The sequence below is a fragment of the Paenibacillus sp. 1SOY10 genome, from assembly GCF_056836745.1.
In genome coordinates this window covers 25797-52314 of the sequence record NZ_JBXENK010000003.1, presented here as the reverse complement: position 1 = coordinate 52314, position 26518 = coordinate 25797, and the positions used below count along the sequence as shown (strand labels likewise).

20 protein-coding genes are annotated in these 26518 nt (G+C 47.5%); 12 read left to right on the top strand and 8 right to left on the bottom strand.

Going from position 1 to position 26518, the window contains the following annotated elements; genetic code table 11:
- Positions 1-22: 22 nt before the first annotated feature.
- Both AC1VOR_RS11065 and AC1VOR_RS11060 read right to left on the bottom strand, forming a co-directional pair.
- Positions 23-1888: a DNA/RNA helicase domain-containing protein gene (locus AC1VOR_RS11065; protein WP_482617792.1), complete on the bottom strand. Its 1866-nt coding sequence runs from the start codon at positions 1886-1888 to the stop codon at positions 23-25.
- Between the two features lie 13 nt (positions 1889-1901).
- Positions 1902-2234 (bottom strand): nucleotide pyrophosphohydrolase, encoded by a 333-nt coding sequence (locus AC1VOR_RS11060; protein WP_482617791.1) that lies wholly within the window; start codon positions 2232-2234, stop codon positions 1902-1904.
- Positions 2235-2437: 203 nt separating this feature from the next.
- Here AC1VOR_RS11060 and AC1VOR_RS11055 point away from each other — a divergent pair, with 203 nt between their 5' ends.
- The 8 genes from AC1VOR_RS11055 (at position 2438) to AC1VOR_RS11020 (ending at position 14529) form a co-directional block, all read left to right on the top strand.
- A complete protein-coding gene (locus tag AC1VOR_RS11055) occupies positions 2438-3088 on the top strand; it encodes a TetR/AcrR family transcriptional regulator (protein WP_482617788.1) in 651 nt (216 codons plus the stop codon).
- Positions 3089-3856 (top strand): DUF4097 family beta strand repeat-containing protein, encoded by a 768-nt coding sequence (locus tag AC1VOR_RS11050; protein WP_482617786.1) that lies wholly within the window; start codon positions 3089-3091, stop codon positions 3854-3856.
- 229 nt (positions 3857-4085) lie between these two features.
- Positions 4086-6197, top strand: a complete 2112-nt coding sequence (locus tag AC1VOR_RS11045) for a TerD family protein (RefSeq protein WP_482617784.1) — start codon at positions 4086-4088, stop codon at positions 6195-6197.
- Positions 6198-6603: 406 nt separating this feature from the next.
- On the top strand, positions 6604-8037 hold the full coding sequence (locus AC1VOR_RS11040) for an SWIM zinc finger family protein (RefSeq protein ID WP_482617782.1): 1434 nt from the start codon (positions 6604-6606) through the stop codon (positions 8035-8037).
- A gap of 26 nt (positions 8038-8063) precedes the next feature.
- Positions 8064-9872, top strand: coding sequence for a HEAT repeat domain-containing protein (locus AC1VOR_RS11035; protein WP_482617780.1), 1809 nt, complete (start codon positions 8064-8066; stop codon positions 9870-9872).
- On the top strand, positions 9869-10972 hold the full coding sequence (locus AC1VOR_RS11030; protein WP_059050276.1) for an AAA family ATPase: 1104 nt from the start codon (positions 9869-9871) through the stop codon (positions 10970-10972). Before AC1VOR_RS11035 ends, AC1VOR_RS11030 begins: the two co-directional genes overlap by 4 nt.
- Positions 10973-13309, top strand: a complete 2337-nt coding sequence (locus AC1VOR_RS11025) for a DUF5682 family protein (RefSeq protein WP_482617778.1) — start codon at positions 10973-10975, stop codon at positions 13307-13309.
- A 2-nt stretch (positions 13310-13311) separates the two neighbouring features.
- A complete protein-coding gene (locus tag AC1VOR_RS11020) occupies positions 13312-14529 on the top strand; it encodes a VWA domain-containing protein (RefSeq protein ID WP_482617776.1) in 1218 nt (405 codons plus the stop codon).
- A gap of 114 nt (positions 14530-14643) precedes the next feature.
- On the opposite strand, the gene AC1VOR_RS11015 is transcribed toward AC1VOR_RS11020, so the two are convergent.
- The 3 genes from AC1VOR_RS11015 to AC1VOR_RS11005 form a co-directional block, all read right to left on the bottom strand.
- Positions 14644-15489 (bottom strand): sugar phosphate isomerase/epimerase family protein, encoded by an 846-nt coding sequence (locus tag AC1VOR_RS11015; RefSeq protein ID WP_482617774.1) that lies wholly within the window; start codon positions 15487-15489, stop codon positions 14644-14646.
- A 332-nt stretch (positions 15490-15821) separates the two neighbouring features.
- The gene (locus AC1VOR_RS11010) at positions 15822-19064 is read right to left on the bottom strand and encodes an Ig-like domain-containing protein (RefSeq protein WP_482617772.1); all 3243 of its coding nucleotides are present in this window, start codon (positions 19062-19064) and stop codon (positions 15822-15824) included.
- A gap of 284 nt (positions 19065-19348) precedes the next feature.
- Positions 19349-20212 (bottom strand): SDR family NAD(P)-dependent oxidoreductase, encoded by an 864-nt coding sequence (locus AC1VOR_RS11005; protein WP_482617771.1) that lies wholly within the window; start codon positions 20210-20212, stop codon positions 19349-19351.
- A 154-nt stretch (positions 20213-20366) separates the two neighbouring features.
- On the opposite strand from AC1VOR_RS11005, the gene AC1VOR_RS11000 reads away from it, so the two are divergent.
- On the top strand, positions 20367-21032 hold the full coding sequence (locus AC1VOR_RS11000; RefSeq protein ID WP_482617769.1) for a TetR/AcrR family transcriptional regulator: 666 nt from the start codon (positions 20367-20369) through the stop codon (positions 21030-21032).
- A 630-nt stretch (positions 21033-21662) separates the two neighbouring features.
- Here the strand turns inward: AC1VOR_RS11000 and AC1VOR_RS10995 are convergent.
- The 3 genes from AC1VOR_RS10995 to AC1VOR_RS10985 form a co-directional block, all read right to left on the bottom strand.
- Positions 21663-22265, bottom strand: a complete 603-nt coding sequence (locus AC1VOR_RS10995) for a hypothetical protein (RefSeq protein WP_482617767.1) — start codon at positions 22263-22265, stop codon at positions 21663-21665.
- Between the two features lie 91 nt (positions 22266-22356).
- On the bottom strand, positions 22357-22959 hold the full coding sequence (locus tag AC1VOR_RS10990) for a hypothetical protein (RefSeq protein WP_482617765.1): 603 nt from the start codon (positions 22957-22959) through the stop codon (positions 22357-22359).
- A 156-nt stretch (positions 22960-23115) separates the two neighbouring features.
- Complete coding sequence (locus AC1VOR_RS10985) at positions 23116-23685, bottom strand: RNA polymerase sigma factor (protein ID WP_482617763.1); 570 nt, start codon at positions 23683-23685, stop codon at positions 23116-23118.
- Between the two features lie 285 nt (positions 23686-23970).
- On the opposite strand from AC1VOR_RS10985, the gene AC1VOR_RS10980 reads away from it, so the two are divergent.
- The 3 genes from AC1VOR_RS10980 (at position 23971) to AC1VOR_RS10970 (ending at position 26509) form a co-directional block, all read left to right on the top strand.
- A complete protein-coding gene (locus AC1VOR_RS10980) occupies positions 23971-24183 on the top strand; it encodes a hypothetical protein (RefSeq protein ID WP_482617761.1) in 213 nt (70 codons plus the stop codon).
- 450 nt (positions 24184-24633) lie between these two features.
- Positions 24634-25491, top strand: coding sequence for an EAL domain-containing protein (locus tag AC1VOR_RS10975; protein ID WP_482617759.1), 858 nt, complete (start codon positions 24634-24636; stop codon positions 25489-25491).
- Positions 25492-25576: 85 nt separating this feature from the next.
- Positions 25577-26509, top strand: a complete 933-nt coding sequence (locus AC1VOR_RS10970) for a GGDEF domain-containing protein (RefSeq protein WP_482618312.1) — start codon at positions 25577-25579, stop codon at positions 26507-26509.
- Positions 26510-26518: the final 9 nt, after the last annotated feature.

The following is a 26518-nucleotide window of genomic DNA, read 5'->3' as shown; positions in this document are numbered from 1 at the left end:
ACTATCTCAAATGGTTCCTTCGCTATAATTGTGTGAATTCCAACCGTTTCTGTAAATACTCCCTTAATTCCTGATTCCTACAATATAGGTAACATCCCCGTATTCCTCTGGAGATCAATACTTTATAAATATTTTTAATTAAACTGGTGAGCTGCTCAGGGTTATTTTTTAGACCTCTTTTGCCCATGGTGTCCTTATACTCGTTATAGTCGGCATAGAGCCTCATTGTAGTCGGATCATATTTAAGATCATTGCCAATAATTACACCGACATATTCAAATTCTAGACCTTGTGAGGTATGGACACAACCGATTTGCTCGAGTCCAGCCTCGTGGATGGCCCAGGTGCTGGAAATAGAACGACCATTCCAAGGCATTTCGAAGTCATGTTCAGGAATGGTAACGTCCGCAACCTCTCCATTGCGGTTGCCATCGGTATCTTTGGTCCAATCCCAAGCAAACCCCGCTAGCATTCGGGCCTTATATCCGCTCGCTGCCTTCGCTTTGATCTCTTCATAGACCCCATTTGGCGTATCAAACATTTTGAATTCAAAAGCTTCCCGATCCCACCCGCTAAAGTTAGCCGTTGGACGAATTTGCAGTACATCGTCTACCCAATTGATGAAACCTTCGGCTCCAGAGCAGCGAAACTGAGCTGATAATGTATATTCGTGAATTTCCGAACCGTGTAATTCTGCAATTCGTTTAATCTCAGGCACTGTCCCAATGTCGTCCGGTCGAATTCTCTGGAACTCATCAATGAAAAAAACGTTGACCTTTGAAGCCTTAATAATATCCTCAATTTGATTAATACCGCGGTATTGGTAAGCTCCTTTCCCTTTCAGACGGTGTGCTTCATCAACAACTAGGACATCGAAAAAATTTTCTGGGGTATCGACGAATTGTCCCGATCCGGCAAACAAACCTCGAACTCGCGCCTTGTTCCTTGGCTGCTGCTTGGCTAGAGTCTCTACCATTACCGTTCGGAAGGAAGCGTTGGGGGCAACAAACTTAACGTTTAGCTTTTGCTTCAGCAAGCCGCCTAGTGCGTTCATGGAGATTACCGATTTACCGGTGCCCGGCCCGCCATTGATGATGACTGTCTTTTTCTGACTCGTGTCTTTGGCCAAGCTAATAATTGTCTCATACGCTACCTTTTGCTCATCCAGCAAAATAAACTCGGTGTTCCCTTTGAACAATCCATCAATATGATCGATTAACTTTTTTGAAGGGCGAATTTTCCCATTCTCAATTAAATATAGTAGATTAATGCCATTACCTTTACCAATATGTTGATGCAAAAATGCCTGAAGCTTCGCTGTATCATCGGCCATAAATAACGGGGCTTCCCGAATAATGTTCTGATAACGTTCATTCTTGAGTGGATCAGGCTCCGGCACACGGTAGTTATGTAAATAAGCACAGGCATAACTCTTTAAGTCACTGCTGTGAATAGCTTCGTTCATATCGTCTAGAAACTGACGATATGACCATACTTGATAGGAGGGGTGTGGAATCTCTCGCTGCCGACCATTAATATATGCAACAACTACATCCTCCCTGTCCGTTGCCTGAGCCGCGTCCCACTGCTTCAGTTCTACAATTACGAAGTTGTCCCGCCCCTCCGTATCCTGGCCTGCCACAATAAAATCAATACGCTTACTGGTCGCTGGAATGTTGTATTCAATCATCACTCCGCAGTCATCAGCAATGTTAGCATTGCGAATAATACTCTCCATGAATCTCATAGAGTTATTCCATGCTCTTTTTTCACCGGGGCTTGGTTTCATTCCCATCCTATTAATGAATGCTTGCTCAATCTCTACAGTAATTTGATTGCGATCCACGGACTTGCGAAACTGCAACGCATTACTACTATATATGATCATTCTGCCTGCACTCCTATAGCTCGTTGTATTTAGTCATTTTGCCGAAAGACTTGTCCACCGGATATTTAGCAGCGTTCTTCTTCATTTTGTTCTGAATGATTTCTTCCATATTAAGATCCAAGGACTCAGCCAGAAAGAAGGCATAAATCAGAACATCGGCCAGTTCATCCGCCAACGCTTGTCCTTTCGTAGCCACCGTCTCTTCTGAGGATTTCCATTGAAAATTCTCCAGCAGTTCTGAAGCCTCTAAACTTAGTGAAATCGCTAAATCCTTTGGATTATGAAACTGCCCCCAATTCCGGTCCTCACGGAAGGTAAGCAATTGCTTCCTGAGTTCATCGTTCATAACCTAGCTCCTATCATGTTCTTAATTAATGTGATTATTCGAATTACCCTACCACTTCTTTCAATTTATGGCTTGGCCCAATGTTTGTCAAACCACATAGCCTCTTCTTAAAATATTACTCATCCATCCTGATCATTGACAAACAGAAATTGAATAGATTAGCATAAATACCGACGGTCGGTATTAAAAAAGGGGGCGATAATATGGCTAGAAATAAACATCCGGAGCAGACCTTGGAACAAATTTTATCTGTGTCAGCCAAGCTATTTACGGAAAAAAGCTACGAGAAAACGAGTATACAAGATATCATCCATGCGCTGGGCATGTCCAAGGGGGCGATTTATCATCACTTTAAGTCGAAGGAAGACATCTTGGAAGCGGTTATGGAGCAACAATTTAGCTATGCTACAGAAAGGCTTAACTATCTGATAGCCAACACCGAAGCACCCAACGCCAGATTAAAGCTCATTCAAATATTAGAGAATCTATTGTCTGATCCGAAGGCCCATACCCTGGATGAGGTCCTAAGTCATCAGATCAAAAATCCACAGTTTGTCCTGACTGGCATGAAGAATGGCATAGAAAAAGATGCCCCGATTATTGCCCAAATTATGGTTGAAGGCCAAGCGGACGGTTCGATGACGACAGAGTTCCCCTACGAGTGCGCCGAGGTATTTATGCTGCTCATCAATATCTGGATCAATCCGACACTATTTAGACGGAATCGCTCTGAAACGGTATCACGATTAACCTTTTTACAGCAAATGATGAAAAGCTTGGGGGCGGACATCATCACTGATCAATTGCTACAGAAAGTGACGGAGCACCACTCAAGCCTAGGGGGATATCAATAGATGACACTAGTATTGCGAAAAACGGAGCATATTCTGGTCACAACGGATATTATGCTGGACTGGCTGACAGGTGACCTCCTGATCGAGCCCAGTGATGGTGACCATATAGTGATTACACAGTTCGCAGAGCTTAAATTTCCAGAGAGCAAGCTCTTTCAACTTCAGCAAGTAGACGCCGAGACGCTATCTATCGTGGATGGGCGTAAATCATGGGTTCACATCGGCTTCAACTGGCACAAAACGGTTTTAAAAATTCAGCTTCCCAAAATGAAATTTCGTTCAATAGCCATCCGTCATGTAGGTGGGCAAATCACCGCCAAACAACTGCATACCAAGGAGTTTCGTTGCAGCACTACCTCCAGTCAAGCTAAGCTTGCCGGCCGTATGGAACAACTCACCCTTCATGCTACAGCCAGCCAGGTCACGGGCCATGAATTAGAGGTCGGCGAACTTGATCTGCGAACCACCTCCTCCAAGATCGAATTAACGGGACAATTTCTGAGAATCAATACCGTAGCCACGGGCAGAAGCGTAGCCATCTGCTCTTCCATCGTACCCACTCAGGTCAACTCAATCTCTACCGGAGCCAAGGTGACTGTAACGATACCAGAGAATGACGGGTTCGTACTACATCTCAAAAAACGCTCTGGTCGATTTCAGAGTGACTTCCCCTTGCAGCAGAAGGGAAATACCTACACTTACCTAAATGAAATAAACACCTACCACGCTGAAGTCAGAGGTGGAAGCTGTGCCCTTTGCAAATCGTAAAGGGCTCCCCGACTCGTAATACTTTTGCCGTGTTCAGCAACATCTTCCTTTGTTAAAGTAAGTTTATCGCCAGGCTATGGTCATCCTTCCTTCTGTTGACTTAATCCATTTAGGGTGGCCGACTTCCCGGCGGCACAAGCAGGCTATTGCATTTCTTCCTTCTAACCAACTTGATGATTTAGAGATGCAGCTTCCCTGCTTGTGCATTTACAAACAAGGAGGTGGCAACATGTCCACCATATACAATGAAATTTATTTGCAAAAGAGTCGTAAATGGGTTGTGCAGCCAGGGGAGCATCAATTGCCCGTTTCTTATTTAGCCGCAGCTCTCAAGAATATAGAAGAACTTGGATTCACCTTCTCCAAATCACTTATAGATGCCCTGCTTACCCTGGATATCACGGAGTTCACAACGACCTATCAGGCTATCGAAACACAGCTCAAAACCATGGTCAAGGCAGATTATGTATACCGCCCGATGTACCCTGGCTTCCCCCAGCAAGTAATGGAAATGTCAGAGGCCGAGCTTTACATCCATGCCATCATCCATTATTACACGTTGCTGTTGCCGGAAGGGACTGAGCAGGTGCAGCCCCAAATGAAGGAGCCGGAGAGTCCTTTCCAGAAGTCTCTCAAAATCATTGACCTTGGCAACGCCGGGCAATTCTATAAGATGATGCAACAAACCCTCGCCGCAAATAGCTCCATCTCGAAAGCAGATCAAGAGCACTTGGAATTGCTGGTTGCCTTGGACGACCATATACTGGAGCTTTTACCGAACGAAATTCCTTTGAAGGAGAACGTAGGATTTATCACCAGCCTGCTCTTAAAATATGGTAAAGCAGACCTTCAGCACATTGGACGTTACTTCAAAACCGCTACCGATGTACTGCGCTTAGCCGTAGCGTTGTCTGACGGCGATGTTAGTTTGGCTGCGGTCACGGTGTTCCGTAAGTTCAAGCGTTCAGAGCGCAAGCTCATGCTGGCCCTGCTGGAGCAATGCCCAAATCCCGCGGAGGATATGCTGCGCTATAAGGAACGCTGGATTCGCCTTGGCGAAATCCTGCATCCTTCTGAATATCAGAAGCGATATCCGCAATGCGCCGAGGCCTTTGACATCCTTCGTAATGGTAAGAAGCTCATCACCTTCCGCAGCCAGGTAGAGCAAGCGTTAAGATGGCATAATGCCCCGCTGGCTACATCCTTGCTGGCAGAACGTCCGGGCGAATTCGCCCGTCGGCTGGATCATTTGCTGCGTACGCACTCCGAGCCCTACGAGGTTGTGCTGACATTCAGCCTGATTGCAGAGCAAGTCTCAACTCCAGTGCTGTTGCAGGTGCTGACTCATTTCAAGCATCGTCATACGAAGCAGGCATGGCGTACCTTTTTTCCAAAGGGCAGCGTTGGTAAAGCTATCGCTATTCCGAATACATTGCCTCCGATCTCCTTATATATATGTAAGGAAATTGTAGAGCTCTGCGAGCAAACCCTGATCGAACGTTTCAGTCAACTCCCGTCCCTGGGCAAGGTCTTTATTGAAGCCGGCTTGCAGAAGCATAACGTGCCTTTTGCCATGCGCTCGGCCAGTAAAGCGCTCCGAACCTTGAGCCGTGGAAGCCGAGTCGCTATGCCGGAGGGCGGCACGATCCGCTTCTTCCTGTGGTGGAAGGAAGGTATGGTGGACGGCGTACCAACCGACCGCGTAGATATCGACTTATCCGCTGCCATCTATGATACGAATTGGGATTATATGGAGCATGTATCTTACACAAATCTGCGTTCCGCCCAGTATAAAGCCTTTCATAGCGGTGATATTGTCACTGCACCACAGGGGGCCTGCGAATTTATTGATATCGATATTGCATCTGTCCTGCGTTATGGGGGTCGTTATGTCGTGTCCTATCTTAATTCGTTCACTTTGCAGCCCTTCTGCAATCTACCGGAATGCTTTGCTGGCTGGATGATGCGCAAAAAGCCGAATTCGCGAGAAATCTTCGATCCGGCTACGGTGGAGGACTGCATTGACCTGGCAGCAGATACGCAGATTGCCATTCCTGTCATCCTCGATCTGGTGGAACGTGAGGTAATTTGGTGCGACCTGGCCCTCCGCCGCCATCCGGCCTATTCCAATAATGTCGAGGGCAATCTGTCCGGTATGGTAGCGATGGGTCAGGCCATGACCTCAGTTGTTAAGCCAAACCTGTACGACCTGTTCTCCTTACATGCTCAGGCCAGAGGGGAGCAGACCTGCAACCGGGAAGAAGCTGACACCATTTTCTCATTAAAAGACGGAATCACCCCGTTCGATACTTCAACCATCGTTGCTGAATACATCTCTTAATTTTTTAGTGGCCTTAGCTCCTTGCTTTTTCGGGAATAAGGCCCTTTTGCTTATTTACTTGCAGATGCCAACGGATGTCTTTGATGCTGCATTTAATGATGTTACACTTTTCTTAGTATTGCTGGATGACTGCAAGCCTAATAAACAGGCTTCTTTACAAGTTGGACCCAACAATATGCATAATAAGCAAGAGAGATAATGATTCTGAAAAAGCGAAGCGTTCGCCTTTGTGAATGGATTTCAACCTTATAAGAATTTATTAAATTAAAGAAATCCGTGAGCAACAGCGATTGTAAGAACATTTTCTCGTCTGCTTCTCTGCATAAATCTTAAGTCTAACTTACAACCCCCCTCTGTTTATTACTACTAATTTCTACATATCACAAAGCCATTAAGGAGGTAACTCATGATCGAGATTACGGCGGCCTATGCCGATTCCCTGGCCCCCAACAGTTCAGCCATTAAGAACGGGCAGGCCCTGGTCCAGAAGAAGAAATTCGTCAGCCTGAATCATTCCCCGGAAGGAGATTTGCTCTTCGGTGAATGTAGCGGCAGTGGGAAAAGCAACTACCTGACTTCAGCGGACTTCGTCATTCCAGATAAGCCGGTATTTCGTTGTAGTTGTCCTAGCCGTCAATTTCCTTGCAAGCATTCCCTCGGTCTACTATATGCCTTCCTTCAGGGGCAGGCCTTTACAGAAGCTCCCGTCCCAGAGGATATCGCCTCCAAGCGGGAGAAGGCCGAGAAGCGTGAAGAGAAGAAGCAACAAGAAGCCACTGCGCCAAGCAAGCCCAAGAAAGTGAATACCTCGGCGCTCAAGAAGAAGCTAAATGCACAACTGGAAGGACTTGACCTGCTCGAGCGACTGATTCAGCCGTTGATTCGTTCCGGTCTTGGCACGATAGATAGCAAAACGCTCAAGCATATGAACAGCCAAATCAAAGAACTCGGCAACTATTATTTGCCCGGTGCCCAGTATGAGCTGCGTCAGCTTAGCGTCATTCTGACAAGCGATGCCGAGCAAGAGCTACGCTACACGCTAGCTGTAGAGCAATTTACGAGATTGCATGCGCTCATCAAACGGGGACGCACTCATATTCAAGCTAAATTGGACAATGAGCAGTTCACCCCTGATCCAACTTCGACCCTAGAAGAATGGCTGGGGCATGCCTGGCAGTTGTCAGACCTCGCGGCTCATGACCTGCAATCAGGGGCTACAGAATTAATTCAACTCGCCTTCATCAGCTATGATGATCCCGCCAGACAAGAGTATGTGGATACAGGCTACTGGCTGAACTACGAGAACAAAGAAATTCATCGCACCATCCAATATCGACCCTACCGGGCAGCGCGCCATCTGAAAGAGGAGGATAGCTTTTGGGAAGTGGTTCAGGTTCCTACGCTTTATCATTATCCAGGAGACTTGAACCATCGCATCCGTTACGAGCAATTCACCTCCAGAGATGTGACGGAACAGGACTTTGCCATGATCGCCAGCGCATCTCAGCGGAGCTATGCCGATGTCCTGAAGACCGTGAAGAATCAGCTAAAAAGCCCACTCGCCGATCCAGAACCGGTTGTATTGCTGCATGTCCATGACATGTTGCTAACCGATCAAGGGGAATACGTGATTACCGATGAGACTGGACAACAGCTTAAGCTATCAGATATTGGGGCCTCCCCGCAGGGATCGTTGCAGTACCTCCCTTACGTGCCTCAGCAACTGCTTCATCACTCTGAACTGCTGGTGATGTTCCGATACGAGAGCGCTACAGGCACACTAGCCATACAGCCCTTAACACTCATCCACGGTGGGCAGCAAATTCGGCTCTTATACTAATTCAATCGGAGAAAGGGAGGATGGCCATGAGTATCCCATTACTACAGGAACTACAGCAGGAGGTGCGCCGACTGTACATCGCAGGAAGCGACCTCGCCGCAGATGATTTCCGTTTAAAAAGAATGTTGCCACAGTTCCAGCAATTAGGCGAACGCGCCCCCGTCTTCAAGAAGCTTGGCGAAGGAATCGCCAGCTTGATTGATCCTGCTTCTGACCCCGAGGCGGGTTCTGAAGCCAAGCTACAGGATATCGGAGCCCTGCTCCATGCCGTCCTCGCTACCCAAGGCAGCGTGCAAGCTCAAGGCAACCCCAAGGACCGACCGGATCACCGGTTAACCTTGACCACCACCTTGACCTACCGCCAGCTTGCGCCCATACAGACTGCCTTGACCACCACCGGCAGCGGACGCTATGAAATCGTGATTGAAGCCTTTAAGCAAGGGCATTTTCAAGACCTGCGGCTACTCCCACTAGCGCTGGATGCGCTCGCTGACCCTTATGCCGAGTTGGCCGATTATGTCGCGGAGCATATCTTGCCTGCTTATGGCGAGCAGATTGCCCCACTGCTCCAACAGCAGTTGGACCTGCAAGGGGGTAAAAGCGAGGTTCGTCGCCTCTATGTCCTATGCCAATTGTGCGGTGCTGCCATGAGTGATGTCATTCTGGAGGCCGCCGAGCAAGGCAGCGATGATATACGTGTAGCGGCCATTGGCTACCTGGTACAGCCGGAGCATCTGTCCTCCGTCATGGCCTGGACCAAGGACAAGAAGAAAGCCGTGCGCGAGGCTGCCTACAAAGCCTTGGCAGCAGGCGGATTTCCTGAGGGTCTGGAGCATTTGCACGCCTCCTTCAAGGGCAAGGATCAGGAACTCATAGCCGAAGCACTTTATGCTCATCCTTCTTCTGAGCTCAGCCCGCGCTTTATAACTATGCTGAAAGAAGAGCTAACTACAGCGGTAGAGCAAGGCGTGCTGCCCAACAAGAAAGAGGCCTTAGCCAAGCGGGTGACCGCACTACTGCAGGCCATCGACGGCGAACTGAATGATGAATTGGAGCAAGTCTACATCTATGCCATAGCGCATTTAAAATATTTGAAGTCGCTGGGTATTCATACCCTTTCCGGCTATGCCAGCGAATACTTTGAGAAGCTCGGTACGCTCGGAGCACTGGACCAACTTACCCACATTACCCGGCACCACAGCAATTTCCTGCCGGTCGCCTTCCAGTTAGCGCGGAAGCACCTGTCTCCTGCCGAGCTATTTGATCGATATGCAGGGATAGAGAACCGCAAGAACAAGTACACCACAAGCATTGACACCCTGACCTATACCATTGAAAATCTGGTCTATGTCCAGAGCAAACCCGATACCGACCTCCAACTGCCGGACTATGTAAACTACGGAATGTATAGCATACGAGAGCCGATCCCTTATGCAGAAATTGAGGCTGATTGGGACCCTCGCTGGCTGGATTGGTTCATTGACCAGGGCCATATTGAGCTTGTATGTGCCTTCGCCTCGCCGGGCCATGCTCGTGCCGAGCAATATATGAGGGACCGACTGGCAGGGCGCCATAAAGGGAAGACCGCTCCTGGTGCCACAATCCTGCGCGGTCTGGAGAATGTGGGAGTCAGTCTGAGCGAACGGCAGCAATTGTTGCTGGATACCATCGGTCAGGCGAGAATCTATAACGGGTCCCTGATTTCTCCTTACCTGATCAAGCTGATACTTGGCCTGCCTGCCAGCGCCGTCAGCACCCTGGAGGCCGCACTTCCTTACTATCATTATACGAGTCATCAAATTCTCGAATATATCATTAAGGAGCTGAGCCAATGACAACTGCGAACACCGATGTGAACAAGAACGTATTGAGACAGTCTGCCGAACTGCTCTATCAGCATGAGCTGGAAGCCTTGAAGAAGCACGATACTGGCAGCATCCCCCCCGGATGGCAGATGTCACCGCGCGCCGTGCTAACCTTCATTACCGGAGGTCAAGCAGGCGACACGGTCATTACGCCAAAATACATCGGCAACAATCGCCTGGTGGAGATGGCCATTGCTACCTTGGTGACCGACCGCGCTTTACTGCTCATTGGCGAGCCGGGAACGGCAAAGTCCTGGCTATCCGAAAATTTGGCCGCAGCCATCTGTGGCAACTCCGGACTGGTCGTGCAAGGTACGGCGGGAACCAGTGAGGAGCATGTCCGCTACTCCTGGAACTATGCCATGCTGCTGGCTAATGGACCGACCCCGGCCGCCCTGGTGCAAAGCCCGATTATGCGAGCTATGGATGGCGGCAGCATTGCCCGCTTTGAAGAGATTTCTCGCTGCGCCTCCGAAGTGCAGGATGCCCTGATCTCGATCCTGTCCGAGAAGACGGTGTCGGTCCCTGAGCTCAGCGAGGAGCACAGCGCCCGCAAAGGCTTCTCGATCATCGCTACGGCCAACACGCGAGATCGCGGTGTGAATGAAATGTCGGCCGCCTTGAAGCGCCGCTTCAATATCATCGTGCTCCCGGCCCCGGCCGATATCGGCACTGAGATCGAAATCGTGAAGAAGCGCGTAGGCGAGATTGCAGCCTCTTATGAGCTACAAGCAGCTCCTCCGGCGGATGAAGCCGTGGAGAAGGTCGTCACCATCTTCCGCGAGCTGCGAAGCGGGATGACGCTGGATAAGAAGGAGAAGCTGAAATCACCGGCAGGTGTGATCTCTACGGCAGAGGCCATCTCCCTGCTCACCAACAGCATGGCGCTAGCCGCAAGCTTTGGCAATGGAGAGCTGACCGATGAAGATTTGGCCGCAGGTCTTCAGGGGGCAATCGTCAAGGATGATGCCAAGGATTCCTTGGTGTGGAAGGAATATTTAGATAACGTCATGAAGAAGCGCGGCAGTGAATGGCGAGGCTTGTACCAGGCCTGCAAGGAGCTGAACTAAGTGAACGCCCCCCTGACATCGCAGGCTCAGCCAGCGGCGGCTCTCCAGGTGCATATCTTTGGCGTCCGTCACTTGTCCCCGGGCGGGGCCCGGCATTTGCTGGAGCGTCTGGACGCCCTCTCCCCGACGGCCGTGCTGATCGAGGGACCCTCCGATGCCACTGGCGAAATTCGTCACTTGGTTAATCAGGCTACTAAGCCTCCCGTGGCGATTCTGGCTTTTACCGAGGAGGTCCCGGTAAGAACCGTCCTGTGGCCGTTCGCCGAGTATTCGCCGGAGCTGCAAGCCATGAAATGGGCACAGCAGCACGGGGCAGAGGCTTCCTTTATTGATTTGCCATCGGCAATAACCTTGGGGCTCCAAGATGCACTCTTCAAGCAGGAAGCAACTGCGGACCCAGGCGTCAGCTATCTATCGGACCACCACGCCCTGTACCAATCGATTGCCGAATTAGCCGGAGAAGCCGATTACGATATGTACTGGGAGCGGCATTACGAGCACAATATGAACCCTGACGCTTACCAAGCAGCTATTTTAACCCTGTCCGGTTCCTTGCGCGAGTGGTCTGAAGGAAGGGAACGCGAGGAACGTGCCGGTGAGTACGCTTATAATGCCATTCGTGAGGCCTATATGGCCCGTCAAATACAGGCGACAATCGCATCCGGCCATGCTCCGGAACGTATTGTGGTCATCTGCGGGGCTTATCATGCCTCTGCCCTTCGGCAGACCGGTAATGTCATGACCGATGAAGAACTGGCCACACTCCCGGCCCGCAGCACGAAGCTGACCCTGATGCCGTACACCTATTACAAGCTATCTTCCATGTCGGGGTACGGCGCGGGCAATACAGCCCCCAACTATTATCAAATGATGTGGGAAGCAATGAGCTCGGACAGCTTGGCAGAGTTGCCCCATCGTTATTTATCTACGGCAGCACGATTATTGCGTAAGCGGGGAACTCACCGCTCCACAGCAGAGGTCATCGAGGCGGTACGGCTGGCAGAAGCGCTGGCCTCCCTGCATGGCGGAACAGCGCCTACGCTGCACGATCTGCGTGATGCCGCCCGTACCCTGCTGGGGCATGGCGACTTGGCCGTGGTGGCCGAACCTCTGGCCCGGCTGGATGTAGGAACCGCTGTCGGTGAATTGGCCGAAGGTGTCAGTCAGACACCGGTCCAGGAGGATCTTAACCGCTTGTTCAAGCAATTGAAGCTGGATAAGTACAAAACACCGGTAGCCACCAATCTATCGCTGGATTTGCGTGAGAACCGCAGAGTAAGCTCGGCGGCAGCCGCCTTTCTCGACCTGCATCGTTCCACTCTGCTGCACCGACTGGTTCTGTTGTCCGTTCCTTTTGCCAAGGAGTTGCCCAGACCCCAAACAGATGCCTCTTGGAAGGAGGAATGGGTTGTTCAGTGGACCCCGGAGACGGAGATTGCCGTCGTCGAGTCCACCTTGCTGGGCGAGACGGTAGAGCTTGCTTGTGCCTACACCTTACAGCAGAAGCTGGAGGCCTGCACCAGCATAGCTGATGCAGCAACGCTGATCAAGGTAGCCTGCCTGTGCTCGATGACCAAGCAGATGGAGGCCGCCCAGATGACGCTCCAGCATTTGGCCGCCGACAGCCGGGATGTCATTCAAATCGCCGCAGCCGCTCGGGAATTATCTATCATTATCAGCTATAGCGGCTTGAGACAGGTCGATACCGATCCGCTCATCCCACTGCTGGAGCAGTTGTTCATGCGCGGCGCCTTGTTCCTCGTGGAGGCCAGCCAGTGTAATGATGAAGCGGCCACGCCGATGGCCGCAGCCATCCATGAATTAAATGCCATCTCGCTCGAACACCACGAGCAGGTCGACGAAGAACTATGGCTGGACCAACTACGCGATTTGGCCGAGCGAGATGATCGTAATCCCAAGCTGTCTGGGCTGGCCTGTGCCATTCTGCTGGAGAGAGGACAGCTTACCGCCAGCGAGGCTGGAGCAGAGGTATCCCGCCGACTGTCGCCGGGGATTCCCGCGGATCTTGGCGCGGGCTGGTTCGAGGGCCTGGCGATGCGCAACCGCTACGCCCTCCTGTCCCGGATGAGCTTGTGGGAGCAGCTTCACGCCTACATCGGCAGCCTGGACGATGAGGAATTCAAGCGCTCCCTGGTATTTCTGCGCCGAGCGTTCAGCGTCTTCACCGTCCATGAGAAGAACATGGTCGCAGAACTGCTGGGCGAGTTATGGGGAGTCAATACCGAGCAAGCCGCCGAGGTGTTGACCGGCGACCTGAAGGAGGAAGAACAGAGTATGCTGGACGAACTAAACGATTTTGATTTTGAGGATATATAGCGATGAGTACGAACGTGGAGCAACATGATCTGAAGCGTTGGCGGCTCATTCTGGGCAAATCGACGGAAGCACAGTTCGAAGGCTACGGGCCTGGCGCGGCCCTTCAGGGTGAGGATCAAGTGATGGATGAAGCTCTGGCCGCCATCTATGACGAGACCACACAGGGCGAGGGCGATAGCCGGGGGGCTGGCGGAAGCGGCAAAAGCCAAGGGGGACGCGGACCCTCTGCGCCCGTGTTGTCCCGCTGGCTAGGGGATGTGCGCTCCCTGTTCCCGGACGACATCGTATCCATTATTCAGAACGATGCGATGGAACGTCGGGGCTGGAATCAGCTTTTGCTCGAGCCGGAGCTACTTGCTGCGGTGAAACCGGATATCCAGCTTGTGGGCACCCTGCTCTCCTTAAAGGGCAAAATTCCCGAAAAGACCAAAGATACAGCCCGCCTGCTCGTCCAAAGCGTAGTTGATGATCTGATCAAGCGACTCGACAGCGACCTACGCCGGGCGGTGACCGGAGCGCTGAACCGCAGGCAACACTCTCCTTTACCTTCGCTGAGCGGGATCGATTGGAAACGCACCATCCAGCGCAACCTGAAAAATTATGATGCAGAGCGCAAGCAACTGATTCCGGAAAAGTTCTATTACTTTGACCGCAGTCGCAAGAGCAAGGAATGGACCGTCATCGTCGATATCGACCAAAGTGGCTCCATGGCCGACTCGGTGATCTGGGCGTCCGTGGTCGGGTCGATCTTTGCCAGTATGCCTTCGCTGGATACCCGTGTCGTCGTGTTCGATACCGAAGTGGTCGACCTGACAGACCAATGCGCCAATGACCCGGTCGATATGCTGTTCGGTGTCCAGCTTGGCGGGGGAACCGATATCAACAAGTCAGTGAACTACTGCGAGCAATTTATTGTGGAGCCGAAAAAAACGATCATGATTATCGTATCCGACCTCTACGAAGGCGGCAATCGAGCGGCGCTGGTTCGGCGGATGCGTGAGCTCAAAGAAGCAGGCGTGCAAACCATGTGTTTGTTGGCCTTGTCCGATCAAGGCAAGCCCTCTTACGATGAGCAAATCGCCCGCCAGCTTGGCAGGGACGGCACACCTTGCTTCGCGTGTACGCCTGCGTTATTGCCGGAGCTGGTCGAAGGTGCCCTGAAGGGCATGGACCTGGGCGAGCTGTCGAAGCGAATCAGCAATACGCAAGGCGCTGTATAGCTGAACATACAAATAGGCCTAAGCCGAGACAATCTTCCTTCTGAGCTTAGGCATGTAAGAAATCATAGCAACAGCCAGTAGGGTGACGAACTCCCTCCCCTGCTGGCTGTTTTTTCATTTACCTATCAATAACTCCGTTCTCGCGGCAGCCCGGCTCTCCCGAACAAAGCCGGCAACCGCTCCACATTGTGCTTCCTCTACCCCTTCCAGCGTTACAAAGCCGTGCGGTTTGTATTGCTCCAGCAGCTTCCAGAACAGCGGGTAGTTTAACTGGCCAAGTCCTGCAGCAGTACCCGATAATTCACCATTCGCTTCCCACTTTACATCCTTCGCATGGCTACTTACAATCCGGGAGCCAAAGAGGTCGAAGGAGCTACGGATAATCTCGTCCTGGCGGGCAAAGTTCCCGGCATTCATCAGATTGCAGGGGTCCAGAAGCACCCCGACACACGAGGACGGATAATGCTCCAGCGTAGCAGCCATAGATTCCGGTGAATCAATCAGATGCCCTTGAGCCGCTTCCAGGCCAATCGTGACACCCCAGCGTTCCGCTTCCTCTACCAGTTCCGCGAGCGCCCGATGAAGCCGCTTCCAATTTTCCGCCACATGATCCTGATCCGTTGGCTTCCCCACCTCAAGAGCCACAATCGGTGCACCAAATTGCCGGGCATGCCGCAAATGCTCCTTAAATCGCTCTACATTATGCCGCCAGGTGTCTTCCTCCGATTCAATCAGGCTAACGTAACAGCCGAGCACCGCAATGTTCACGCCGCGATCGGCAAAAGCCCCTCCAATCTCAGCAGCCAGTCCCGGACTCAGCTTGCCCAGTGAGCAATCCACATCCGAGATGGCCTTGGACAAGGCCAACTGCACATACGGAAATCCGTAATCAGCCACCTTGGCTGCCAGTTCTCGGTAAGGCTGCTTTCCTAACAAATGCGCTAAAATACCTGCCGACATACCTACTCCTCCTCTGTTAAACATAGATTCAGAAAGTACAGCTTGAAAATCTGAAAAACCACATCCGTTCACGGTTTGTCTCTCATAATAATGTAAGTTTTTTGCAATAAAAATAGAACACGGTGTGCCTTATGTTAGAGATTAAAATAATCAATAATAGCCGGCGAGAGAAGGTGTCCTTAATAAGTAACATGTTAGCACACAAGCTAAGCACAGCGCCAGATCAAACACCACACCCCTAAGGGCCGATTAAAAATCTCGGCGCGATGCAGAAGATAAATAGTAAAAGGCATCCCCTTAGGGACGCCTTTTACTAATTTTCCAGGTAACTATTACTTGACCTTGTTGGCTTGATCCAACATGTTTATTAACACCGTTACCGCCTCTGCTCTGGTCGTTGGTGCATGAGGCACAAATTGATGGTTACTGTCGCCTCTTACAATACCAAGTTGCCTTAGCGAAGCAACGGCATGCTGAGCCCAAACGGGAATGTCGCTACCATCTGCAAATGAACTATCATTGATGCCTTCCTCCGACACATTGAGCACACGAGCAATTATTACGGCCATTTCTGCACGGGTAACGCTAGCATTCGGACGGAATGTCCCATCTTCATAGCCTTTGATCCATCCGGCTTGAACAGCTTGTGCTACTGCTGTCCTTGCCCAATCACCTATAATCGCAGTATCTGTAAAAGTCAGCTCGGTCCCCTCTGCTTCAGACTTCACAGCATTCAGCAGCATAACCGCAAATTGTGCCCGCGTGACCCTTTCGCCTGGTCGGAATGTTCCATCCGGGAATCCAGTGATCATGCCGCTGTTCAGCGCTTTCTCCACATTCGCTTGTGCCCAATGCCCAGCCATGTCCTCAAAGGCATTGTTCTGCGGCAATTCTGCAGGGTTCTCTGTATGAGGATCAGGCGTTTCAGTAATCTCATCTGCGACGAGCACCGCGTATTTGGCCCATTTGTTCATTTCTACAGAAATTTGATTCCCATTGATAACGCCTTGCTTAATTTCGATCCAGTTTGTCTTTACTTCATCATAATAAAATATACCCACCGTTTGATTGTTCTCTGCCTTTGAAGGATCAAAGGTTAGCGATAATTTTGCTGGTTTTATTAAAGTAGATGAGTTGTTTGTCTGCAGTTCAAATACTTGACTTGCCAGCGTTTCGTTATGAGCAAGCAATGATTCCGTATTTCGAACTTTTTTAATCGTAATTTTCAATTCTTGTGTCGCTGCTCCTGATGGAATAGACAGTCTTATTTCGTTATCAAGGCTAACCGTGCCAAAAGTATTGAGGGGAAGAGTCAGTTGGCCATTTGTCGAAAAGAGCTCTCTGACAGGCGCAGGCTGAGATACTCCACTTCCACCACCACCAGAATAAACTGGCATGGTCGATACAGCATAAGGATTAGATTTCGTTAGCCCTGTTCCTGCATTGCCATTAACGTCTGATACACCTGTGTTATCAAGTGTAATGACATTGGTTGTGACCGCGATATTGGAATAAGGCGTAAGCGTTGCCGTCCATGTCACGCCCCCATCGTTGGAGCTAAGACCAGTTAGAGTGCCATTTTCTACTGTCAAATCTGCATTAGTAAGTCCTGTCACTGGTTTAGAAAAGGTGATGGTAACCAGCGATGTCTCGCCAATAGCCAGCTGTGATTTGGATACCACAATACTTGCCGTTAAGCGATCTGTGTGAATCGCGTAATTATTGGATACTGTTGTACCTGTTCCGGTATTGCCAGCCAAATCGGTCACTCCCAGGTTGTCCAGCGTAATGAGATTTATTGCACTCGTAACGTTGGCATCTGGCGTAAGTATAGCTGTCCACGTCATACCTCCATCTGATGATGACACAGCCGTCAAGGAGCCATTTTCAACCGTCAGATTATCATTCGTAAAACCCGTTACCACTTCAGAAAATGTAATCGTGACGAGCGACGTCTCATCAGCTATTAATGAAGGCTCGGCTACCACAATCGTTGCTGTCGGGCGTAATGTATCAATTGAATAATTGTTGGACGTGACCGTGCCTATTCCGGTATTGCCAGCGGCATTTTGCACACTAGACAAATCGAGTGTAATCACATTACTCGCATCTTCAGTATTATTATTTGGCGTCAGTATGGTCGTCCATGTGATTCCTCCGTCTGAAGAGATGAGCGTTCCCAAGGTATCATTTGGTACAGTAAAATCCGTACTCGTTAAGCCCATTACCGCCTCAGAGAAGGTAATCGTCACAAGCGAGGTCTCACCCGCCGTTAAGGAGGTGTCAACTACCACGATCGTCGCTGTCGGGCGTAACGTATTAATTGAATAATTGTTCGAATCCGTTGTACCTACTCCTACATTGCCGGCTAAATCCGTCACACCTGAATTGTTGAGAATAATCAAATTACTTGCATCAATGATATTATCCATTGGTGTCAATATGGCTGTCCATGTGATTCCTCCATCTGACGAAGCCACCCCACTCAGAGTACCATTTGACACGGTAACATCCGCACTCGTAAAGCCCGTTACCGGCTTCGAGAAGGTAAAAGTCACAAGTGAGGTCTCACCCGCCGTTAAGGAGGTGTCAGCTACCATGATAGTCGCTGTCGGGCGTATTGTATCAATTGAATAATTGTTGGATGCTGTTGTACCTGCTCCGGCATTACCAGCAAGATCGGCCACACCCGTATTGTCGAGTGTGATGAAGTTAACATAACTGGTAAAGTTGGCAGTGGGCGTAAACGTTGCTGTCCACGTCACACCTCCGTCTGATGAGCTTACAGCGCTCAAGGTTCCATTTGCCAAGATAAGATCCGCATTCGTAAAGCCCGTTACCGCCTCAGAGAATGTAATCGTCACAAGTGACGTCTCGCCAATCGCTAAGTAAGTGTCAGCTACCACTATTGTCGCTGTTGGGCGAATCGTATCAATTGAATAATTGTTCGAGTCTGTTGTACCTGTTCCTGCATTGCCGGCGGCATTTTGCACACCCGACAAATCGAGTGTGATCACATTAGTCGCATCACTGATATTATTAGTTGGTATCAGTATAGCTGTCCACGTCACACCTCCGTCTGATGAGCTTACACCGCTCAAGATTCCATTTGCCACGGTAAGATCCGCATTCGTAAAGCCCGTTACTGCTTCGGAGAAGGTAATCGTAACGAGCGATGTCTCCCCTATCGTTAAATTGGGGTCAGCTACTACAACCGTTGCTGTTGGACGCAGGGTGTCAACTGCATAAGTATTGGATGTGACTGTTCCTATCCCTGCATTCCCAGCAGTATCTTGCACACCAGCTAAATTGAGCGTAATCACATTCGTCGCAGCACTGATATTATCCATTGGTGTCAATATGGCTGTCCATGTGATTCCTCCATCTGACGAAGCTAACCCACTCAGAGTACCATTTGACACGGTAAAATCCGCATTCGTAACACCCATTACTGCCTCAGAGAAGGTAATCGTCACAAGTGACGTCTCGACCGCCGTTAAGGAAGGGTCAGCCACTACAATCGTCGCCGTTGGAGCTGCTGCGGACACTTTGGTAGCAGGGATCAATTTCAGCATTCCAGTCATTACTGACAATAAGAGAATAACTATGAATACCTTTTTCACACGATGCATATAACACTCCCTTTCCCTCTAAATTAAAAGTTTGATTACGATTATTTAATCATGCATTCGACACTAAGTCGACAAATATTTCACGGTTTTTATATAAAAATTCATTGTGATTTCCATGTAAATGTGAATTTTGAACTATGTTTCTTTTATTCCATAAAATGCAATGTCCCACGCTGAAGCTCCGCACACGAGAGGTACATTATTAACCTAGCTAGCTCCAAAGATTATCAGTACCCCTTAAGATGATCACCCAGGAGACTTTCAGAGCGTTCCCAGAATCGCTGAGCCAGATTGGCATCCATCGCTTGCGGATTGTTAGGGACGCTGTCTTTGCGTTTATAGTAGTAAGCCCCGGAACGCCAATCCACGCCAGGAGTACCTTCTGCCAGCCAGACGATTTGGTCCGCTCCCTGCTCCGGTGTAGAGAGGAGAAGCCTACCGATCCCTGGCAATAACCCAAAGAACCGAACCGCGCGCATGATCGGGCTGGTCGTTGCGGAGGCAAAATTGGTTGCCACATTCCCAGGGTAAAAAGATGCTGTGGAAACACCTGCTTCATGATAGCGCCGGTTTAACTCCATTGTGAAGAGAATATTCTCTAGCTTCACCGCACCGTATGCTCGCACCGGGTCATAGTTCCCATCATGATCAAGGTTATTGAGATCGATTTCTTTGGCAAACCGTACGGTACTGGAAGTTTGAAGCACGGTTGCCCGTGATGCAATCAAGGTATCAAGCAGTAAATTAGTGAGCAGAAATGGTGCGAGATGATTGACCTGGAAGGTCTTCTCGAATCCATTGATCGTCTTCGTCTGCTCGCCAAACACTCCACCGGCATTATTGGCCAGCACATCGATGCGGGGATAGCGCTCCTTCAGCTTATCGGCAAGTCTCTTCACGTCTGCAAGCCGGGTGAAATCGGCCACGTAGCTATCCGCGTGAAGTTCGCCTGCAATCGCACGAGTCTTCTCAGGCGATCGGCCCACCACAACCACAGTATGACCGTTAACCTTAAGCTTACGGGCGGCGGCTGCCCCGATCCCGTCACTTGCCCCCGTAATGACTACTACCTTCTTATTTTTACTCATCATTCATTTCCTCCCTTTTCTTATCTCCCACTAAATTAATGTTATGTTAGCACAATAAATAATACAAAGTAAACAAAAAACGTTCTTTTTGTTTACTTTGTGTATTCAAGTTTAAAAAAAGGTATAATCGAAATAAAAAGAAAAGGGAGAGCATCCGATGAGTAACGCTGCCATGCAAGACAAACAGAATCAGGCCAGACGCAAGCTTATTGCGAAGTTGCTTCCATATGTAAGAAAAAACGGGTTCCAATCATTACGTATGGACGAGGCCGCTAAGATAATGGGCGTCAGCCGAGCGACTTTATATAAATATTTCTCAACCAAAGAAGACCTCATCTCCTATGTGGTGGAAGTGATGGTGGAATACATTCAAGAGGTCACTATCAGTTCAAATCGGGAGCAGATGTTCGCGGACCGGTTCCAGCAAATCTTCGAGCAATCCGTACTGCTGCTTGAATCTATCACTGATACGTTTCTTAAGGAGTTGGAACTTAGTTCTTCGGGGAGTGCGGAACAATTAAGAACCGCAATGGGGCAATGGGATTTCCAGGTTTTGGAATTCTACGACGAAGGCATACGTGAGGGAGTTTTCAATCCAATCAACGGCAATTTGATTGTTTTGCAAGACAGGCTGTTACAAAATCTACTGGACGTTAAATACTTGATGGAACATCATTTGACCGTTTACGAAGCATTATTTGAGTATTACCAGCTAAAAAAATATCAACTGTTCAAGCCCGATCGGCTGCAAGCGGTCGATGATAGCCGAATCATTCCAAGGATAGAATACATGGCCCAGAAGATTACACAGAATTTGTACTGACCGGGCAAGAATTTCTTGTGTTAAAATTGCCGAATTAGCCATTTTTTGAGGTGACTCTAGAGAAGCCCTCAAGTCAGGTTCCTGTTGCTTCGCATAGTTTGGTATATAGAAAAATGCAGCCTACCCTTTAGATAGAATAGGCTGCATTTATTATTTTAATTTGTGAGTTTTTATTACCCATAAAATTTTATTCTTGTAAAACATTTTCTAACTAACTCAAATTTAAGATACTAGGGCTTATCTAAAAGCAAGTTAACTTCAGAAAAATTATTAGTTTCAAGAATAATTTTCTCATCATCCAATACAATAATCGTCGGAGATTGCCTAATGTTAAAGATATCTTTGTAATTATATTTTTGTGTTTTGTCATTTACACTAATAAAAGTCATGTTGTTGATACTTAGAGATTCAATTATCTCCTCAGAATTAATGACAGTCAGCATTTCTTCTGTCAGCTCACTGTAGTCTGTTACATCAGCCTTGCTTGGTGAACAGGCAGTTAATATATTAATTTTAGACAAAAAACAAATTATAGATTTCTTTATTAATTCACCTCAGTGAAAACCAACTGCAAAATAATGTCACTCCTAACTTGGCTATTTATTAATGCTTAATCCAATTTTTACTGTTCTATTTATAAAATAATTCCTGTGATTTCCCTTCTTCATATTCCACCATATATCTAAAAGTCGGAAATATCTGAAAAACCTCTTGTTTAGAATTAAGGACATGAAGTTGATATTCCATATTCTCTTGTAAGGTTCTAATTTGTTCTTCATTGATCTCAATATCAATTGTTTCGCTGTAAGACAAACTATATCCGAGTTTTCCATCTGGGCTTAATTGACCTGGTACTATTTCGGAATGTTGTTTATCCAATATATTTTGCACTGGTTCAGGATACGCAATCACGAATGAATATGCAATCCCACTTTTTAATATTTCATATAATTTTTCATTGAATATGTAATCCATTGTGAAATTAATTTTTTTATTTTTATAATTAATTTCGAAGTTTTTCACAACAAAGTTAGGAGGTAAGAAAATTTTTTCAATGTCCTCATCAGAATGCAAATTATCTTCAGAAGGAGAAATTTCATCATCAGTTACTGGGGACTCAATAGTTGTATTATGTGAAACCTCTTTATTACTCAACTTATTTGTATTCTCATTAGAAATACCCGTACAACCAGAAACAAAAACTAGTATCAATATCAGAATAACCTTCTTCATAATTACCTCCAAGTTTATATCTAAGCAAAAGACTTAAAATACATCTATAAGATGTATTTTAAGTCCAAGTACCCACATTCTTTACATTTGACTAGTTTATTCTTTGTTGGTCACTATACTTATCATAAGTGTAATCGGCACTTAATCTTTCTCTACTTATTATTTGTCCATTAATACGATACTCTTTATAACCTACAAGCTTATTAAACATAGCACCAGCACTAAGTCTCCATTGTCCTTTGGGCAAATTCCAAGTAATACTCACAGTTTTGGTAGTACTTGTTCCTACAGATGCATTGGCTGTAAACTTCGCTTTGGATACAAGTGCCCCAAATTCAGTTTCCCCTCCTAAAGTGATAGAAGCACTAGATGTAATAGCAACAGCATACGTTATAGAATCTGCTATATCATCTGCATTAGTATGAACAAGTGACCACTCTTCGAACTTTCTTTGTGCTTCTGATTCAAGCGAATAAGTATAAGAGTCCCACATTGGAGTAATAATCCCGTCATTAATATTACTACTCTCCTTATAGTCCGGATTTAAAATAGAACTACTGTCCCTATGAAGATCATCATAAGTAGAATAAGCACTATCAGTTACAGCCTCTTGTGCATTTGATACTGCAGGAGTTATTAATGTAAATGTTATAAATAAAGATACCACTACCAACGATAATTTTTTTGATTTCATTTTTTCCTTACCTCCTAAATTTTATAGTAAATTTTAAAATAATTTATACCCATATATCTCCTCCCATTATATTTTTTACCATACTTAATATATAACACTCTAGCAAACACCTTGGTTGTATATTTTTAAAAATTAATTTAAATATGTATTTAATACCTAAATTAGAATCCATTCAGTTATAAATCTTTTCTTAATTATTTTCCGTGCATAAAAAAGCTTTTGTTTAACTGATTTCTCATTAATCCCAAGTTCAATCGCTATTTCTCTGTATGACATTTCCTCTTTCCACCGAAGCTCAATTAAGTATTTATATTCAGGTTTAATATTTTTCAAATATTCTACAATAGTTTCTTCTAGAATCTTTATTTCTACCTCATTAGCAATTGAGTCGCTCTCTGTAGCTAAAAATGTGTTATCAAAAAAAGAGCTTTCTAAGTTTAAAGATTTATGTTTACCTTTATTTTTCCGGACGTAGTTAAAGGTTTCATTCCGAGCAACTATTCTTACCCATTTTTTTAATTGAAATTCGTTTTCAACAGATGGCATATTATTTACTAATTTTAGAAAACAATTTTGAATAATGTCTTCTGTTGCTGCATAATCGTCGGTAATGTTAGTAATTACTTTGTAACTTATCTTAAAAAATTCTCCGTAAATTTTTTGTTGTATTTTATAATCAAGATCACTAAAATTCTTAGATGTTATTAACATTGAGAAGTAGTTCACAATAACTCCTCCCTAAAAAACTAATTTTAGATCAATGTTTTCTTTCTTCATATGTTTAAAATGTGTATAACTCTATAAAAATTAATAGAAAAAAATCTATTAAATTTAAGACAATTCTTTTACAATATAGCTATAACTGAATATAAATGTCAATATATAACTTAATTAATTACATTTGGATTAGATTCCATTAAGAAATTAACTGTGATGAGAAGGAGTAAACTTGCATAAATAACTCAACATGTTTACAGTTCACTTAAGACAAAATCTTATGGAGGAGATACCATGTTCCATCCAGAAGACAGCGCCAAGAAAGATCAGGAGGTTTTGGGCGGATACACGCCTCAAAGATCTCAAAACGCGGCTAAAACCATTCGCCATATTTCTGAGCCTTATTCATTGCACCGCATCGCCTTCCACATTGAAGAAGTATTCCATTGTCAGAAGGGCTATTTCGATATTCCTCCGCCATTATCACTACCCCTACTTGTGACCTAGGGACAGGTTTGCTGTTGTTTTATCAATGGCGTGGGCTGATTTATTTATACGATAAGGGGACACTGCCTACTCTGACGGCAAGATTGTCCAATAAACTGGTCGCGAAGGTACGTAGCAGGCCCTATGAATACAAACGTAGAGAGTTGCTATATCTTCTCTATGAACAGCTTATACAGGGACACTTCGCTTCCTCTCTCATTCGCTTCGAACCTCGGATAGGGAGAATAGAGATAACCACAATGGAGAAGAGATTCCTGACATGCCCTGATGTGTTCCTGCAAGCGACCTCAGACAAAAATTTCAAGTTCAACCGGGTGCTACTATAGATTTTACTTGAAGTTAACGCTACGTTGATACCGATTACGCCAGGTAGTGATACGATGGGACTATAGGGACGGGCCTTAGGTATGCCCATTCCCCGAATTCTTGGGCATAAAGGATGATTCCGACATGAAATTGCCGCTCCCTACCTCGGCGGACAACCGTGGGCTATACAATTACATGACCTACTTCACTCGCTCGACCCGGCAGTATTGGCTGTCCTGCAGGAAATACCATGCCTTGCAAAAAATCATTCGTCATCAGACCTTAACGACTTACTTCCAACCCATCCTGGACTTGCAGGGGGGCGGTTGCCTTGGCTACGAGGTACTTAACCGCCCGCCCGTGTCCTCCTTGTTCCCACATACAGAAGCCTTCTACGACTTTATCGGGCATACGGATCAAGCCTTTGCCTTCGAACGCTTCTGCCGCGATATTTCCTTTAATCGTTTTCGCCTGGCCTTGCTGTTAGCGCACAAACCGGCGGACACGGTCGTATTTGTCAACGTTCATCCACAGGTGCTCTCGGACCCAAGCTATCGGAGCGGAGAGACGATTCATCTGCTAGCCCGGTATGGCCTGTCTCCTCAGCAGGTCGTATTTGAACTCACGGAGAAGCAGGCGGTGCAAGACTATATTGCCTTCCAAAGCATTGTATCTCACTACCGTGCGCAGGGATTTCGCATCGCCATCGATGATGCTGGTTCCGGCTATAACAGCCTGAAGGCCATCGTTAGTCTTAAGCCTGAATTTATCAAGCTGGATAAATCACTCATCCGTTCGATCCACCTCAATGCCAATCAACAGCGAATCGTGCAGTTGCTGCAAGAGTTTGCCAATGAATCCGGCACACATATTATCGCCGAGGGCATTGAAGAACGCGAAGAACTAGCTTTCCTTCACCAAAGAGGTATTCATTATGGACAAGGTTATGCCCTGGGAAGACCAGCTACAGAAATGGGTAGCACACCTCTCCTGCCCATGTAGGAGGGGGATAATGGCATCCAGGCTTCTTGGTGCTGAAAACCTGGCTTTTTGAACTTGCACTTATAGGAGGTCGGACGTGTTGTTGATGAATATCGGCGAAATTGCGGAGATCGTACCCGTTGTTGAGCCTGAAACCAAATGTGGAACAATCAATACTCTGTTTAAGCAGAATCCCAAGCTAGAGGGAATTGCCGTCGTAGGCGAAGCTGGTAGCTTGGCCATACTGATGCGCGCACGGTTCTACCAGCTACTGGCTACGCAATATGGATTTAACTTATATATGGGTCGGCCTGTCAGCCTGGTGATGAACAATCAGCCACTCATCGTGGAGCGCAACGAACCCATTACCGACATCAGCATCCGCGCCATGAACCGCCCCGAAGAAGAACTGTATGACGGTGTGCTGGTTGTTGAAGAGGGCTGTCTTTACGGCTTTGTCAGCATTCGGCGCTTACTGCTGGAGGTCGCGAACGTTCGGGCGGAAATGGCAATCTTCCTCAACCCGTTAACCGGCTTGCCTGGCAACCGAATTATTGATGACCGATTGCAGCAGGCTGCCCGGCAGGAGCAATTCAGCGTATTGTATGTCGATCTGGATAACTTCAAATCCTATAATGACAGCTATGGCTTCAAGCGGGGGGATCTGCTTATTCAAGCTACAGCATCCCTGCTGCGAGAGCAGTTCCCCACACCTGGATCGTTCCTCGGACATATCGGAGGAGATGATTATATCGTCATCCTCCACCACCATAACTATGAGTTTGGTTGCAGCAAAGTCATTGAGGGGTTCGAGTTACTGAAGAAAGAGTTCTACAGCAAGGAAGATCTGAAGAACAACTTCGTCATGGGTGACGGACGTTCTGGCAAATACGGCCCGATTCCACTCGTAGCTATTTCCATTGCCATCGTCACGAATCAAAGCCGCCAGTTCTACAACATGGACGAGATTGTTGAGGAAGCGACCCGCATGAAGAAAATTTGCAAGGCACGTCCAGGCAGCATCAGCTTGGCCAATTAGCAGCTCTGG